This is a genomic window from Chryseobacterium sp. FW101-FHT12H09, from assembly GCF_058790395.1.
The window spans coordinates 256,618-271,288 of the sequence record NZ_JBYTCP010000002.1 but is presented as its reverse complement, the minus strand read 5'-3'; the positions used below and the strand labels follow the sequence as shown (position 1 = coordinate 271,288).

Annotated in this window: 9 protein-coding genes; all 9 read right to left on the bottom strand. The window is 35.5% G+C overall.

The window, feature by feature from the left end; genetic code table 11:
* Positions 1–17 precede the first annotated feature (17 nt).
* The 9 genes from msrA to AC3WRL_RS06845 all read right to left on the bottom strand — a co-directional run bounded on the left by msrA (position 18) and on the right by AC3WRL_RS06845 (position 14,649).
* Positions 18–578, bottom strand: coding sequence for a peptide-methionine (S)-S-oxide reductase MsrA (msrA, locus tag AC3WRL_RS06885; RefSeq protein WP_492329993.1), 561 nt, complete (start codon positions 576–578; stop codon positions 18–20).
* Between the two features lie 394 nt (positions 579–972).
* Positions 973–1,941: an ROK family protein gene (locus AC3WRL_RS06880; RefSeq protein WP_214829558.1), complete on the bottom strand. Its 969-nt coding sequence runs from the start codon at positions 1,939–1,941 to the stop codon at positions 973–975.
* Between the two features lie 86 nt (positions 1,942–2,027).
* On the bottom strand, positions 2,028–3,236 hold the full coding sequence (locus AC3WRL_RS06875) for a PepSY-associated TM helix domain-containing protein (RefSeq protein ID WP_214829556.1): 1,209 nt from the start codon (positions 3,234–3,236) through the stop codon (positions 2,028–2,030).
* A 51-nt stretch (positions 3,237–3,287) separates the two neighbouring features.
* Positions 3,288–5,405: a TonB-dependent receptor gene (locus AC3WRL_RS06870; protein ID WP_492329992.1), complete on the bottom strand. Its 2,118-nt coding sequence runs from the start codon at positions 5,403–5,405 to the stop codon at positions 3,288–3,290.
* Positions 5,405–6,607, bottom strand: a complete 1,203-nt coding sequence (locus AC3WRL_RS06865) for a PepSY-associated TM helix domain-containing protein (protein WP_492329991.1) — start codon at positions 6,605–6,607, stop codon at positions 5,405–5,407. Before AC3WRL_RS06865 ends, AC3WRL_RS06870 begins: the two co-directional genes overlap by 1 nt.
* A 42-nt stretch (positions 6,608–6,649) precedes the next feature.
* Positions 6,650–8,854 carry a TonB-dependent siderophore receptor gene (locus AC3WRL_RS06860; RefSeq protein ID WP_492329990.1) on the bottom strand — a complete coding sequence of 735 codons (2,205 nt, stop codon included), beginning with the start codon at positions 8,852–8,854 and terminating at the stop codon, positions 6,650–6,652.
* Positions 8,855–8,890: 36 nt separating this feature from the next.
* Complete coding sequence (locus tag AC3WRL_RS06855) at positions 8,891–11,092, bottom strand: TonB-dependent siderophore receptor (protein WP_492329989.1); 2,202 nt, start codon at positions 11,090–11,092, stop codon at positions 8,891–8,893.
* A 147-nt stretch (positions 11,093–11,239) separates the two neighbouring features.
* Positions 11,240–14,311, bottom strand: a complete 3,072-nt coding sequence (secA, locus tag AC3WRL_RS06850) for a preprotein translocase subunit SecA (RefSeq protein ID WP_214829546.1) — start codon at positions 14,309–14,311, stop codon at positions 11,240–11,242.
* A 116-nt stretch (positions 14,312–14,427) separates the two neighbouring features.
* A complete protein-coding gene (locus AC3WRL_RS06845; protein WP_027382805.1) occupies positions 14,428–14,649 on the bottom strand; it encodes a DUF2795 domain-containing protein in 222 nt (73 codons plus the stop codon).
* Positions 14,650–14,671 lie beyond the last annotated feature (22 nt).

Sequence of the window (14,671 nt, the reverse complement as noted above, 5' to 3'; positions counted from 1 at the left end):
ATCTTCGCTTTATTTTTTTATTCTGAATCGATAGTCAACATTCCCAATTCTCCGAAATGTTTTTTGAACTTCTGAATTTTAGGACCTACAACGGCGCTGCAATAAGGTTGTGTAGGGTTTTCATTGTAATATCCCTGATGATATTGTTCTGCCGGCCAAAATGTGTCGAATTTCGTTAATTCTGTTACATATTCTCCAGACCATCTTCCTGATTCCTGAGATGCCTTGATCGCTTCTTCCGCCTTTGCTTTTTCACCATCATCCTTATAATAAATAACTGACCGGTATTGTGTTCCGATATCATTTCCCTGCCTGTTTAACTGAGTTGGATCATGAAGGAAGAAGAAAACATCCATTAATTGCTCATAGGAAATTAAGCTTGGATCATAAGTGATCTGTACGACTTCTGCATGACCTGTTTCTCCGGTACATACTTCTTCATAAGTTGGATTGTCTTTGTGTCCTCCGGAATATCCTGAAACAGCAGATTCAACACCCTTCAGCATATTGAAACAGCTTTCCACACACCAGAAGCATCCGCCTCCAAAAGTGATCTGTTCTAAATTATTTTTATCCATTTTAGATTAATTATTTTGTTCGTTGTTTTTCTTCTCTTATCCGTTGAAGGAAATGAGTGAAAAACTAATCAAAAATAGGAAAAACTTTTTCATTTTATACCTGAATTTTTCTCCTTTTATCGACGAAAAAATAGAATGTTTTACGAATAGAAATAATGACGTTTGACCTTCAGTAGTTATTATATCTGTAGGCTGAGACTCTCTCGAAACATACTTTTTGAGTTTAAAAACAAATAGCACAAATGTTTTTCACGAATGAACACAAATAATAAACACAAACATCTGCAGCATCACCAAAATCTGCGAGCACTAAAACATCCGTGTAATTCCGTGTAAATCCGTGGGCAAAAAAAGCATCCAAAAGGATGCTTTAATATATTTAAATAGAATTCAGTTATTTTTCCCAAACCAAAGCACTTGCTCCTAAAATAGCAGCATCTGCTTCATCAAGTTCACTGAAAACAAGTTTTACTTTATTTCTAAAGATCGGAAGAAGGTTTCTTTCCATATGAAGTTTTGTAGGCTTTAAGATAAAATCTCCTGCCTTGATAACGCCACCAAATAAAAGAATAGCTTCCGGAGAAGAGAACATCACAAAGTTAGCTAATGCTTCCCCTAATTTCTGCCCTGTATATCTGAAGACTTCAATCGCGATTGGATCTCCTTTTAAAGCACATTCATGAACTGTTTTCGAATTAATAGCTTCCTCTGGGTACTGGCTAAGCATAGATTCAGGGAATTCAGCCCTCATTTTCTTAGCAGTAATGGCAATTCCGGTTGCAGAAGCATACGCTTCTAAACATCCTTCAGAACCCGTACTCCAATGTTTTCTTCCTCCTGGTTTTACAATAGTGTGTCCCAGTTCTCCAGCAAAACCATCATGTCCGTAGATTAATTTTCCACTCGCAACAATTCCGCTTCCTACTCCTGTTCCTAAAGTGATCATGATGAAATCCTTCATTCCGCGTGCTGCTCCGAAAAGCATTTCACCAAATGCTGCTGCATTAGCATCATTGGTAACAGTACACGGCATATTGAATTTGTTTTTCATCAATTCACCAAAAGGAATTACTCCTTTCCATGGTAAGTTGGGTGCCTGCTCTATGGTTCCTGTATAATAGTTCCCATTGGGAGCGCCAACTCCAATTCCATCGAAGTTCTTTTCATTGCCGTACTTTTCAACTAAGGGGTGAACTTTCTCATATAAAGCATCGATAAAATCTTCAACTTTCTCATACTCGTCCGTTCTAAGGTTTCCTTTTTCAAGAACCTCACCTCGGTGGTTGACCACTCCAAATTTTGTAGTGGTTCCCCCTATGTCAATTCCTAGGGCAACATGTTTTGATAAATCTATTAATGACATTTCTATTTTTATAATTCTAAAGGGTTAAAATTATAAAAAAGATTGTATTAATGGATTATTAACAAAGAATTTATTAAAAAAAGTTTTTAAGCTGTTTTTGGTGTTTTCTTTTTTCTTCTTCCCCACCAAACTAAGAATCCAGTCACTGGTAATGAGGCACATATGAGGCTTACAATAAAGGCAATGATCTTCGTAGGAAGCCCTAAAATAGATCCAACGTGAATATCATAATTCGCGCCCACTGTCTTTTCTCCAAAATTTTTGTCTTTAGGATCGTGAGTGTGAAGGAGTTCACCAGAATTTTCATCAAAAATCAAACTGCTGCTTTTATGGTAAGAATACGAAAGGTGTTTTACATAAACTTCAAAATTAGGATGCTCATGGTCGTCCATATGTTCATGTCCAAGATCGATTGCAAAACCAAAGGAATCAGGATACTTTTGCTTAACCGTATTGCTTATTTTATCTAAAGTGCCTTCTGTTCTTAATTCTATAGGAGCCTTGGTCTTGATATTAGAGAAATCCGGATAAACAGTATTTCCACCTGAGAAGATCACATACATTGCTGCCTGAACAACAAAAAATGCATAAAACAATCCTGTAATAGAGAATACCAGAGCAAAGATGGAGGCATAGAAACCTAGCACGTTGTGGAGGTCATAGTTCTTTCTTTTCCAGCTTTTAATATTTTTCCATTTGAAAGAAAAACGCTGTTTTCTTGCCGCTTTATTTTTAGGCCACCACAGCACAATTCCGGTGATCAACATGATAACGAATATAATAACAGGAATTCCAACCACATAAGTTCCCCAGTCTTGCTTCAATAAAAAGCTCCAATGGATCATTTTTACAATTTGAAAGAACCCATTTTTTTCATCGTAGGTCCTCAAAACTTTTCCATTGTAAGGATTTACATATGCCGCTTTATAAACGGGAAATTCATCAAAATAATTCCAGGCTTTTGGATCGTGTTCGTACCAATAGAAAACATATGACATTTTTTTATCGATTGGAATATTCACCCAATGAACAGGATATTTTTCCTTTACCTGCTGTGTAACGGATCTTTCAAGAACTCGGATAGGAAGAATTTGTTTTTGATCAATATTTTGCTCATTATGGTAAATAACATCTTTTCTCGTAACGTTTTCAATTTCATCTTTAAAAACATATAATGCTCCGGTAATAGAAATAATGAAAATTAAGAATCCAATACCTAAACCAAACCACAAATGCAGTTTAGCTGACCATTTTTTAAAGAATCCCGGCTTTTTATGGTGATGTTTTTTCTTCATATCGTAATAGAAAGTCTGACAAAGATATGTTTATCTTTTTATTTAGTTTAATTAAAATTTATATTCAATCATGAACGTTCCTCTCATTCCTAGTGAGTTGATAAATTCACTGTCTCGTGCTGACCACCATGCAATGGCAGGCTGATACATCTTGTTAAAAAGGTTTTCAACACCTAAAGAAACCTTCCAGTTATTGTTAACTTCGTAGCTGGATCTTAGGTTGAATACGGTGTATTCCGCAACTTTTCCTTCTCCATAAGCATACAATCCTGTTTTTGAATTGGGCTCAAATCGATCCTGCTGAAAAGAATGCAACATATCAAGGCCTATTGAAAGAGATTGTGTTGGTCTTACCTGAACATAAGCTAAAACCTTTGGTGCTGAAATTCTGCTGTTATTGATTTTTGCCGAATAATCTCCATCATTTTTTATGGAAGTAATTCCTTCCATCCAACTGTAGCTACCTCCGAAATTGATCCATTTTGTAGGTGTAAAATGTAAAAATCCTTCTACACCATATACTACTTCAGGAGATCTTTGAATTGTTAGGGCTCTATCCGGGCTCTGAACAAATGATGCTCCCAGTTTTGAAGTACTCACATATGAAGTAATTTCATAATTGATCCATTTTGAGATCTGACCGGTTGCTCCGAATTCGTAATTGTTGACAATGATAGGTTTGGTTTCAAGGTTTTGTATGGTTCCCTGTGTAGAAGTTCTTAAAATTCTTCCCAACTCATTGATGGAGTAGGCCTGAGAAAAGCTGCCAAATAAATTAAGATAGTTTTCAATATTATAACGGATTCCAATATTTCCTACTAAAGCATTGTATTTTAGATCTCCACCAGTTACGAAAATACTTTGCGTGAAAGTTCCATCGCTTTTGATCGATGAAAGGGTATTGAAATCTCCAACTTTTACTTTTATATTTTCATAACGAAGTCCTCCCTTTATGGTTATCTTTTTTAACAGATCAATTTTAATTAATGCAAAAGGAGCAATATTGGTCATACTCATATCTGGTGTCCAATAACGGCCATCTTCTAACTTTTGTACAGTCTTATCATTAAGTATATCTACTCCGTAAATGACTTCTCCCTGAGAATTGGGGGCATTCCATAATTGAGTGTCCAGATTTATTCTTGCACCTTTTTTCTGTGAAATAACATTGGACTGACCTCCGTTCAGGAATGTATCACTGTATCCATATACTGTTCTAAAGTCCTGATAATAGAAATTTACATTTAATGTCGTTCCGGTGAAGAGATTTTTATTGTCGTAACTTAATTTATAATTATGGTTTCTAGGAGTTCCCTGTGGTGTTGTTTCCAGGCCTAAACCTCTGCCTTCACCAATGGTAGGTGTTACTCCATATTTTCCTGTTTTTAAGCCTAAATTGAGATCAGATTTTGAAGCATAACCAATGTATGAGGCCTCGATTCTTTGATTTTGATTAAGATTATAACCCAATTTCAACATGCCATTGTAATTGTTCATTTTAGCGGTGCTGTATGTTGGGCTTAAAGTAACACCATCTGCATCTTTCATATAGCCCGTTCTTTCGTAGGCTAAAGAGGCTACATAATCGAATTTGTCAGTGATTTTACCAGATAAAAGCTGGCTTGCTCTGAATCCTAATGTTCCTCCATACGGCTGACCTGTAATACCGAGCTGAGAAATACCTGAAATCTTCTGATCTGATTTGCTTCTTTTGGTTATATAGTTAATGATACCACCATCAGCTCCGTTTCCATAAATGGATGAAGCACCTTTAATGACCTCAATTCTTTCAATAACTGAGGGATCAATTGACCGTAAATCTCTTGCTCCATTTCTTAATGGTGTAGACTGAGGAATTCCATCGATAAGAACCAAAACCTGACGTCCCCTAAGGGTTTGCCCTGAGTTGGAAGTTTGTCCCGAACTTGTTCCCAAACTCGGAACGGTATATTGAAGAATACTTGTAATATCCGAGTTGACCGTTAATTGAGACTGAACTTGTTTTTCGCCAACGATGGTAATAGAACTGGGTACCTCTTTAATGTTTTCTTTCTTTCTTGAGGCAGTCAGTACGACTTCTTCTACATTCTTAGTTTGTAATGTATCTTTAACCTGAGCAAAAATTGTTACAGTTCCTAGACACGCTACTGATAAAATAGCTTTTTTCATTATATTTTTTTCCCTTGTTTTTTTCTTTTTCCCCACCATACCAGGAATCCGGTAACCGGTAATGACGTGCAAATTAGACCGGCAATGAACCAGATAATTTTACCAACCAATCCAAAATAAGATCCTGTGTGGATATCATAATTTGCATTGGAGTATTTTTCAGCAGTACTTAAATTCTGATGAGGTTTGTTTGCCAATAGTTTTCCTGAGTATTTATCGAAGATCAATATGTTCCTTTCACTAAACCTTCCGTCTTTCTGATAGACAGTAACAGGAATGTTTTTCAAGTCTTTTCCTTTTTTGTTTTTTCCATTCAATGGAAATCTGAAGCTCGAAGATGTGGGGTATAATTTCCTTGTTTCATGAGCAGCCAGATCAAAAACCGAAATGTTTTTTCCCAATAGAGAATCAGGAGATTTAAGCTCTTTTTCTTTTGGCAACTCAAATGAACCAGATAATGTGAAATTAAAGACATTTTTAACGTATGGATAAGTGAAATAGATTCCTGTAACACTTAATAACAGAGCTATAAATGATGCGTAAAAGCCCAGGACATTATGGAGATCATAGTTTTTACGTTTCCATGTTTTTACATTTTTCCAGTTGAACCAAAAACGTCCTTTTCTGGCTTTTTTATTTTGTGGCCACCATAGGATAATTCCTGTGATCAACATAATAATAAAAATAACGACAGGTATTCCAACCACATAAGCTCCCCAGTCGGCCTTTAGAAGAAGGCCCCAATGAATGTATTTTAAAATCGTAAAGAAATCATATTTCTCATCATAGATCGCTAAAATTTCCCCTGTATATTGATTGGCATAAACCTGTTTGTTGATAAGAACTTCCTGAAAATAATTCCAGCCCTTTTTGTTTTTTTTATAATATAAAAAACCGTAAGATTTACTTTTATCCAAAGGGATTTCAATCGAACTCAGAGGATATTTTTCATTAAGTTCTAAGGTTATTTTTTCACGAAGAAGTTCAACAGATAAAGGTTGTGATGTAATAGTTTCTTTTTTGAGCTCAATAGCATCTTTCCGAAGAACATTTTGAATCTCATCCTTAAAAACATATAACGTTCCTGATAATGAAACGATAAATACAATCATACCAACAGACAATCCAAACCACAAGTGTAGCTTGGCTGACCATTTTTTTGTGGGTGGTCTTTTCTTTTTATGGTGATGTTTCTTATGCATAGTAAAAAATTAGCTGAGAATTCTCAGCTAATTTTTATGTATTTAAAATTTGTATCCTATTGATATTCTGAGGTTTCTAGGAGCGTCTGCTTGATAGTAGTAGTAATTCGCATAAGGGGAACCTGAATATAAGTATCGGTTAAATACATTGAATACATTCAATCCTACTCTGAACTTGTTGTTTTCCCAAGAAGCACCAGTATCAAATTTCACATAATCTCCCATTTGTAAAGAGTTTGTAGCACCCCAATCCCAGCTACTTCTACCAGCTAGATAAGTACCACCAAAACTTAATCCAAAACCTTCTAATAAGCCATCAGTAAAGGTATAGTTTAACCAACCATTTGCTGTATGTTTTGCATATCCAGGCACTTTATCTCCTTTTTTTGCTTTTGCTGTGGTCTCAGTAAATTTATTTTCTGTAAAGGCGTAATTAAAGATTGCATTAAATCCTTTTACGATTTCACCTTTAAGGTCAAACTCTACACCTTGTACTCTTGTCTTTCCAAGAAGAATTGAATATCTTCCATTAGGATTATTTGTTTGGTCAGGATCTCCTGTAATTTCATTATTTTTATTAATGTTATATAATGATAATGTAGTGTTCCATTTTCCTGCAAACCAGTCTTTTTTAAGTCCTATTTCGATATTACTACCAGTTAATGGGGTCGCCGTTGTTCCATCTCTAAATAAACCAGCCTGCGGCACGAAAGTTTGATCATATAAAGCATAAGCAGCCATAGTTTCGTTGATTGAATAGCTTAATCCAATACGAGGTGTAATTCTATTAGCTTCAGACTTAGTTCCGTAATTTATTTCTTTTACGTTTGTATATCGCGCTGCAAGGGTAAGTCTTAAAGCATCATTAAAGAATCCTAATTCATCCTGTAAATATAAACCGGTATAATTTTGATCTATAGTACTTCCTGCACCTGCTCTGGTCGAAAGAGGTGTGCTTTTATTGAAGGCTTTGTAATTCGCGGTATTATTTGGACCAGAATATGCGTTTGTTCCATTGATATCATAATTATCCGTATTGGTATTGTACCAATAATTATGATCGGCAACTGTATTAGTATCAGAGGCATCTCCATTAGCATTAAACTTATCTAAATTATATCCCTGAGACCAGTCAGCCATATATTTTTTGCTTCCTAAATCAAGGCCAGCTAAAATTTTGTGTGAAACAGAACCTGTTTTTACAGAGCCATTTAAGAATACCTGTCCGAACTTCATTGTGTTATCAGCTTCCCAGTAATTTACCCGGCGAATCATATATCCTCCTTCAAAATTACTTGGCCAGATATCGCTACCCATTGTATATTCATTTACATACGTTAATTGTGAAGTTAACTTCCAGTTGTCGTTGAATTTATGTTGTAAATTAATATTTACGGTATTGTTATCTACTTTTGTAGGATCAATACTTGGGTCAGTAACGGTATATCCCACTGGCTTTGCTTTATAGCCTTCAAATGAGAATACATAAGCAGAACCTACTTCGCTCATTTTAGCTTTCTGATAGATGTATTCAGCCGTTAAGGTGGTTTTATCCGAAAGTTTAACTTTTAATGAAGGATTGATAATATATCTGTCGTTGAACTCATAGTCTCTAAAGCTGTTTTTATTTTGAGCCATTAAGTTCAATCTAAAAGCGACTTTGTCAGTAATCTTAGTGTCGATATCCGCTTCTCCTCTATACATATTAAAGCTTCCAAGAGTTACTCTTGCAGTTCCGTTTAGCGATTGACCTGTAGGCTTTTTTGTGACAATATTATAAATACCACTTGGTTCACCATTTGACATTAAGAAACCAGAAGGCCCTTTGATAAATTCAATATGATCAACAAAACTCATGTCTTCACTTAATGGTCCCCAATTTGAAGTAACATTTACACCATTCATGAATGCTGCTGCTCTTGAACCTCTCATGTTAACTCTGGTATACATGTCTCCCCAGTGCTCTAATCTTTGTGCCCCAGCAACATTTCTAAGTACACCATCACTTAAAGTGGTTACCTGCTGATCTTCTAAAGCCCTATTTGTAATAATAGAAATGTTTTGAGGAATTTTAATAAGCGCTTCATCTAAACGCATAGAAGAAGAACCTTCTTTTTCTACATATTTTTTATAATATTTCCCGCTAACGACAACTTCTTCAATATCATTCGATTTAATGGTGTCTTTTTCCTGAGCAAATACGATCACTGTAGATAATAAAGCTGCTCCAATAATTACTTTTTTCATTGTATATAGAATCCTTAAGTGTGTGTTAATATTTAATTAGAACTTGTAAGTCACGCTTCCTAAAGCGTTGATCAGTCTTTGTGGGTTAGCTGTAGTATACCCGATCCAATAATGTTGGTTCGTGAAGTTGTCTACTTTTATTCCTATTCTGAACTTTTTAGCATCATAAAAGGCATTGGCATTTAATACGATGTAAGAGGGTAACGTAAATACGTTGTTGGTTCCTGTGTCAGGATCTAGCATATTTACGATCTTATTGCTGCTTGCATAATTTCCACCAACACCAAATCCTAAACCTTTAAGATTGCCATCCAAAAATTGGTAGCTTGCATATAAATTAACTAGATAAGGAGATCCGGAAGTATTGGGTCTTCTGCTTAAAACAGATTTGTCAGCCTTTGTATATGATGAGTCGTTATAGGTGAAGCCGGCAATTGCTGTAAAACCTTTTACTAAATAAGCATTGATCTCAAGTTCAACTCCTTTACTTACAATGGTACCATCTTGTGTTTGTGCGTTGTTGTATTTTGGATTTGGAGTGCTTCTTAAAGCATCTTTTACTTTGATATTATAGTAACTTAGTGTAGATGAAATTTTTCCGTTGAATAAACTGGTCTTTATTCCTCCTTCCATTTGGTTAGCCTGCTCTGGCACGGCTGTTGTCATTTGGCCTTCTGTATTCGTGTAATAATCAAGGTTTTTGAAGCTGTTCTGGTAGTTTCCAAAAAGGGAAACTTTATCTTTTATTACTTCATATACAATTCCAAGTTTTGGAGAGAAAAAGGTTTGGTTAAAGGCCTTAGCAGTCTCTAAAGTTTTAGGATCTACTATGCCTGGTTTATTTGAAAAACGGTCCACTCTTAAGGCCATTAAAACACTTAGGTTATCCGTAACATTCAAAACGTTAGAAAGGTAAACAGCATAATTGTTTTGTATACTTTTTATCAGATAGGGAGTTTCGTTTCCTGCCATAGCATCGTATTGAGCCTGTAGTGCAGTGCCATTAAAGTTTGTAAAATCAAAACCAGGCTGATGTAAAGGAACGGGTATTGAACTTCCATCAGGTCCTTTATCAAAACCGTTGACATCAAAGAAATTCTGATCATTATTAATTCTTAAATAATCAAAACCTAAAACAACGCGGTTTCTTAAATTACCGATACGGAAATCTCCGTTAAAGTTTTGTTGGAAATTAATTGCTTTCTTTCTACTGTCTCTGGTTGATTGATCACTTCGGTACATTTTTGTAGGATCATCTCCCATAAAATACAGATAGGGCATAAATCCATCAGAATAACTTGAAGAGGTACTGATATTGGTAGAGGACTTGATCGTATTGGAGATTTTATAGTTAACCTGTCCGAAAAAGTTGATACTCCTTCCTGTATTGTTGAGGTCTTTTCCTAGATATGAATTTTTATAATCCAGATTAAGATCTTTAATATTGTTGACTTTCTGTAAGTATTTACCAGAATAGAAGAAGAAAGTCTGGTCACTCATACTTTTCATATTGAACAATTCCATTTCGAAATTGATGTTCAATCGATCTGTAGGGTTGTAGCTCAGACTTGGAGCAATCGCTAAGTTTCTTCTATAACCTTCAGTCTGGAAAGTTCCTTCATTCGTATAAGCAGAATTCAATCTGAATAATAACTTTTTATCTTTCGTAAGTGGAGTATTGATATCTACTGATGCTCTGTAGGTGTCATAATTTCCACCAGATAGACTGATATTACCTCCAAATGTGTCAAAAGGTTTTTTTGTAACCCTGTTAATCACACCTCCGTAACTTGTCAGTAAACTTCCAAATAAAGTCCCGGATGGACCTTTAAGAACTTCTACTTTTTCAAGGTTAATGGCATCTATTGTTCCTGTTATTGATCCGAGAACACCATTTCTTAAAGAGTTTGAAGATACAAATCCTCTTAAATTAACATAAGCTCCTCCATCACCTGCTCTTCCATTAGCAGTCCACATCGTTTGTAAGCCCGGAATGTTTCTAAATGCCGCATCAACGGTATAAATAACCTGGTTTTCTAAAATTGCTTTGTCAATACTTGAATAGACCTGCGGATTTTCAATTGCTTTCAGGGACATTTTGTTGGAATAATCACTGTCCTTTTTGATGTAAGTGTTCATAATAACTTCATCAATCTTTTTTACATTAGCCGAGTCTTTTTCTTGTGCAAAAGTGAACATAGAACCCAACACAGAGACACCAATCAGTACATTCTTCATGAAAGCAAATTTTTTGCAAATATATTGTTTTTAATTATTCTAAATAAATTAGAGTGTTGATATTTATCATGTAAAAGATATTTATGGAATAACAAAAAGCCGCATCAAGTATTCTTGATGCGGCTTTTATTATAGTTTTATTATTTCTTATGCTGGAATTTCTCCTTTGTATAAGAATGAAATAATTTCTTTGTTCATTTTATCTACCATCTCACTGAACAGGTGGAAAGATTCTTGTTTATAAATAACAAGTGGATCTTTTTGCTCATAAACAGCACCTTGTGAAGATCTTCTCAGATCATCCATTTCACGTAAGTGAAGTTTCCAGTTATCATCGATAATCGATAATGTGATGTTCTTTTCAAAATCATTGATTAAAGTATCACACTGGCTTTCATATGCTTCTTTAAGATCCGTAACAATGGTCAATGTTTTATGGCCATCAGTGAAAGGAACCTGGATCATTTTGAACATTGAACCTTGATTTTGAAATACATTCTCAATAATAGGGAATGATTTTTCTTTCAATAAATTCAATTTCATTTGATAATCTTCCTGAGCAGCTTTAAAAAGAATATTGGTAAGATCCTGAACTGTTTTATTACCAAAGTCAGTTTCAGAAACCGGAGATGCCATTGTAAAGTATTTGATTACCTCAAATTCAAAATCCTTAAAGTTTCCGTTAGCTTTTCCGCCTGCTGCAATAGAACTAGATACATCGAAGATCATATTTGTAATATCATACTTCAGGTGATCTCCAAATAGAGCGTTCTTTCTTCTTTTGTAGATTACATCACGCTGCTTATTCATTACGTCATCATACTCGAGAAGTCTCTTTCTGATTCCGAAGTTATTCTCTTCTACTTTTTTCTGAGCTCTTTCAATAGACTTACTGATCATAGAATGCTGAATAACTTCACCTTCTTTATGACCCATTCTGTCCATCATTTTAGCGATTCTTTCGGAACCGAATAAACGCATCAGGTTATCTTCAAGAGAAACATAGAACTGAGAACTACCAGGGTCTCCCTGACGTCCTGCTCTACCTCTAAGCTGCCTGTCAACACGTCTTGAATCGTGTCTTTCAGTACCGATAATAGCTAAGCCTCCTGCTTCTTTTACTTCTTTAGTAAGCTTGATATCCGTACCACGACCTGCCATATTGGTTGCAATAGTTACAACCCCCGGCTGTCCTGCTCCTGCAACGATTTCAGCTTCCTTCTTGTGAAGTTTGGCATTCAATACCTGGTGTGGGATTTTTCTTAATTGAAGTGCCTTTGAAAGCAATTGAGAGATTTCTACAGAAGTTGTTCCTACAAGAACAGGTCTTTTTGCTGCAGTTAATTTTTCAATTTCCTCAATTACGGCATTGTATTTTTCTCTATTAGTTTTGAAAACTAAATCTTGTCTGTCATGTCTTAAAATAGGACGGTTGGTAGGAATTACCACAACATCTAATTTGTAGATTTCCCAAAGTTCTCCAGCTTCAGTTTCAGCAGTACCCGTCATCCCCGCAAGTTTATTGTACATACGGAAATAGTTTTGAAGCGTTACCGTTGCAAACGTTTGAGTTGCAGCCTCAATCTTTACATTCTCCTTTGCTTCAATAGCCTGGTGAAGACCATCTGAATATCGACGACCCTCCATGATACGTCCAGTCTGTTCGTCAACGATTTTTACCTCACCATCAATTACTACATATTCATCATCTTTTTCAAATAATGTATAGGCTTTTAATAATTGGCTCATGGTATGAACACGCTCAGATTTTTCAGCGAAATCGGAGAAAAGTTTTTCTTTAGCTTCAAATTCCTCTTCTTTAGATAAATTTTTAGCTTCCAGTTCTGCAATTTCAGTTCCGATATCCGGAAGAACGAAGAAATTGTTATCAGAGTTTCCTTGAGACATGTATTCTACACCTTTGTCTGTCAAATCAACCTGATTGTTTTTCTCTTCAATTACAAAATATAGATCTTTATCTACGATCGGCATATCACGGTTGTTGTCCTGCATATACTGACCTTCAACTTTCTGAAGCAATGCTCTGTTCCCGCTTTCCGATAAAAATTTGATTAATTGTCTGTTTTTAGGAAGACCTCTGTAAGCCTGAAGTAATTTAAAACCTCCTTCTTTCGTGTTTCCTGCAGCTATTAATTTTTTAGCTTCGTTAAAAATAACAGAAACTGTTTTTTTCTGAACTTCTACGATTCTGTCAATAGATGGTTTTAGAACATCAAATTCCTGTCTGTCTCCCTGAGGAACAGGTCCGGAAATAATCAGTGGTGTTCTTGCATCATCTACTAATACAGAGTCAACCTCATCCACGATAGCAAAGTTTAATTCTCTCTGCACAAGTTCTGAAGGTGAAGTTACCATGTTATCTCTTAGGTAATCGAAACCAAATTCATTATTTGTTCCGTAAGTGATAGATGAGTTGTATGCTTTTCTTCTTCCGTCTGAATTCGGTTGGTGATTATCGATACAATCGATAGACATTCCGTGGAACTGATAAAGAGGTCCCATCCAAGCCGAGTCCCTTTTTGCAAGGTAGTCATTTACTGTAACTACGTGAACTCCTCTTTCTGAAAGAGCATTTAAATAAATAGGTAATGTTCCTACTAAAGTTTTACCTTCACCGGTTGCCATCTCTGTGATTTTACCACTGTGAAGAATAACCCCTCCAATAAACTGAACATCATAATGCACCATATCCCAAACTACTGGAGTTCCGGCTGCATCCCAAGAGCTTTTCCAAACTGCTGTGTCTCCCTGAATTTCTACAAAATCTTTAGTTGCAGCAAGTTCCCTATCCATAGCTGTTGCAGTTACACGGATCTCTCCATTCTCTGCCCATCTTCTGGCTGTTTCCTTTACCAATGCAAAAGCTTCAGGAAGAACCTGTCCTAAAACTTTCTCTTCAATTTCGTAAGATTCTTTTTTGAGAGATTCAATTTTTGCAAAAAGAGCTTCCTTTTCATCAACATTAGTTGAATTTTTTATCTGCTCCTTTATTTGTTCTACCTGCGCTGTAATGGTACTCGTTGCTGATTTAATTTTATCTTTAAATTCAGCAGTTTTTTCCCTTAAACCATCATCACTCAATTGCTGAATGCTAGGTTCAACAGCCTTGATTTTTGTTACAACTTTTTTTACTTCTTTTAGGTCCTGCGCTTTCTTGTCTCCCAAAAACCCTTTAAGAACTTTATTTAAAAAACTCATAAAAATTTTGATTTAGGCTCAAAACTTTAGCCTTGAGCATTTTAATTATTACACCTTCATGGTGCTATGATATATCTAAAAAAGCTTTAAACAAATAGCTTAAAGCTTTTTAAGGTTTAATATTCGTCCTCGTTCCAAAGGTAATCCTCATCGGTTGGATAGTCACTCCAGATCTCATCGATGGCATCATAAATTTCTCCTTCATCCTCGATAGCCTGAAGATTTTCTACTACTTCCATAGGTGCACCAGTTCTGATTGCATAATCGATAAGTTCTGCTTTTGTCATTGGCCAGGGTGCGTCACTTAAATATGAGGCTAGTTCTAATGTCCAGTACATAATTTTCTATTTTTTTTGCAAA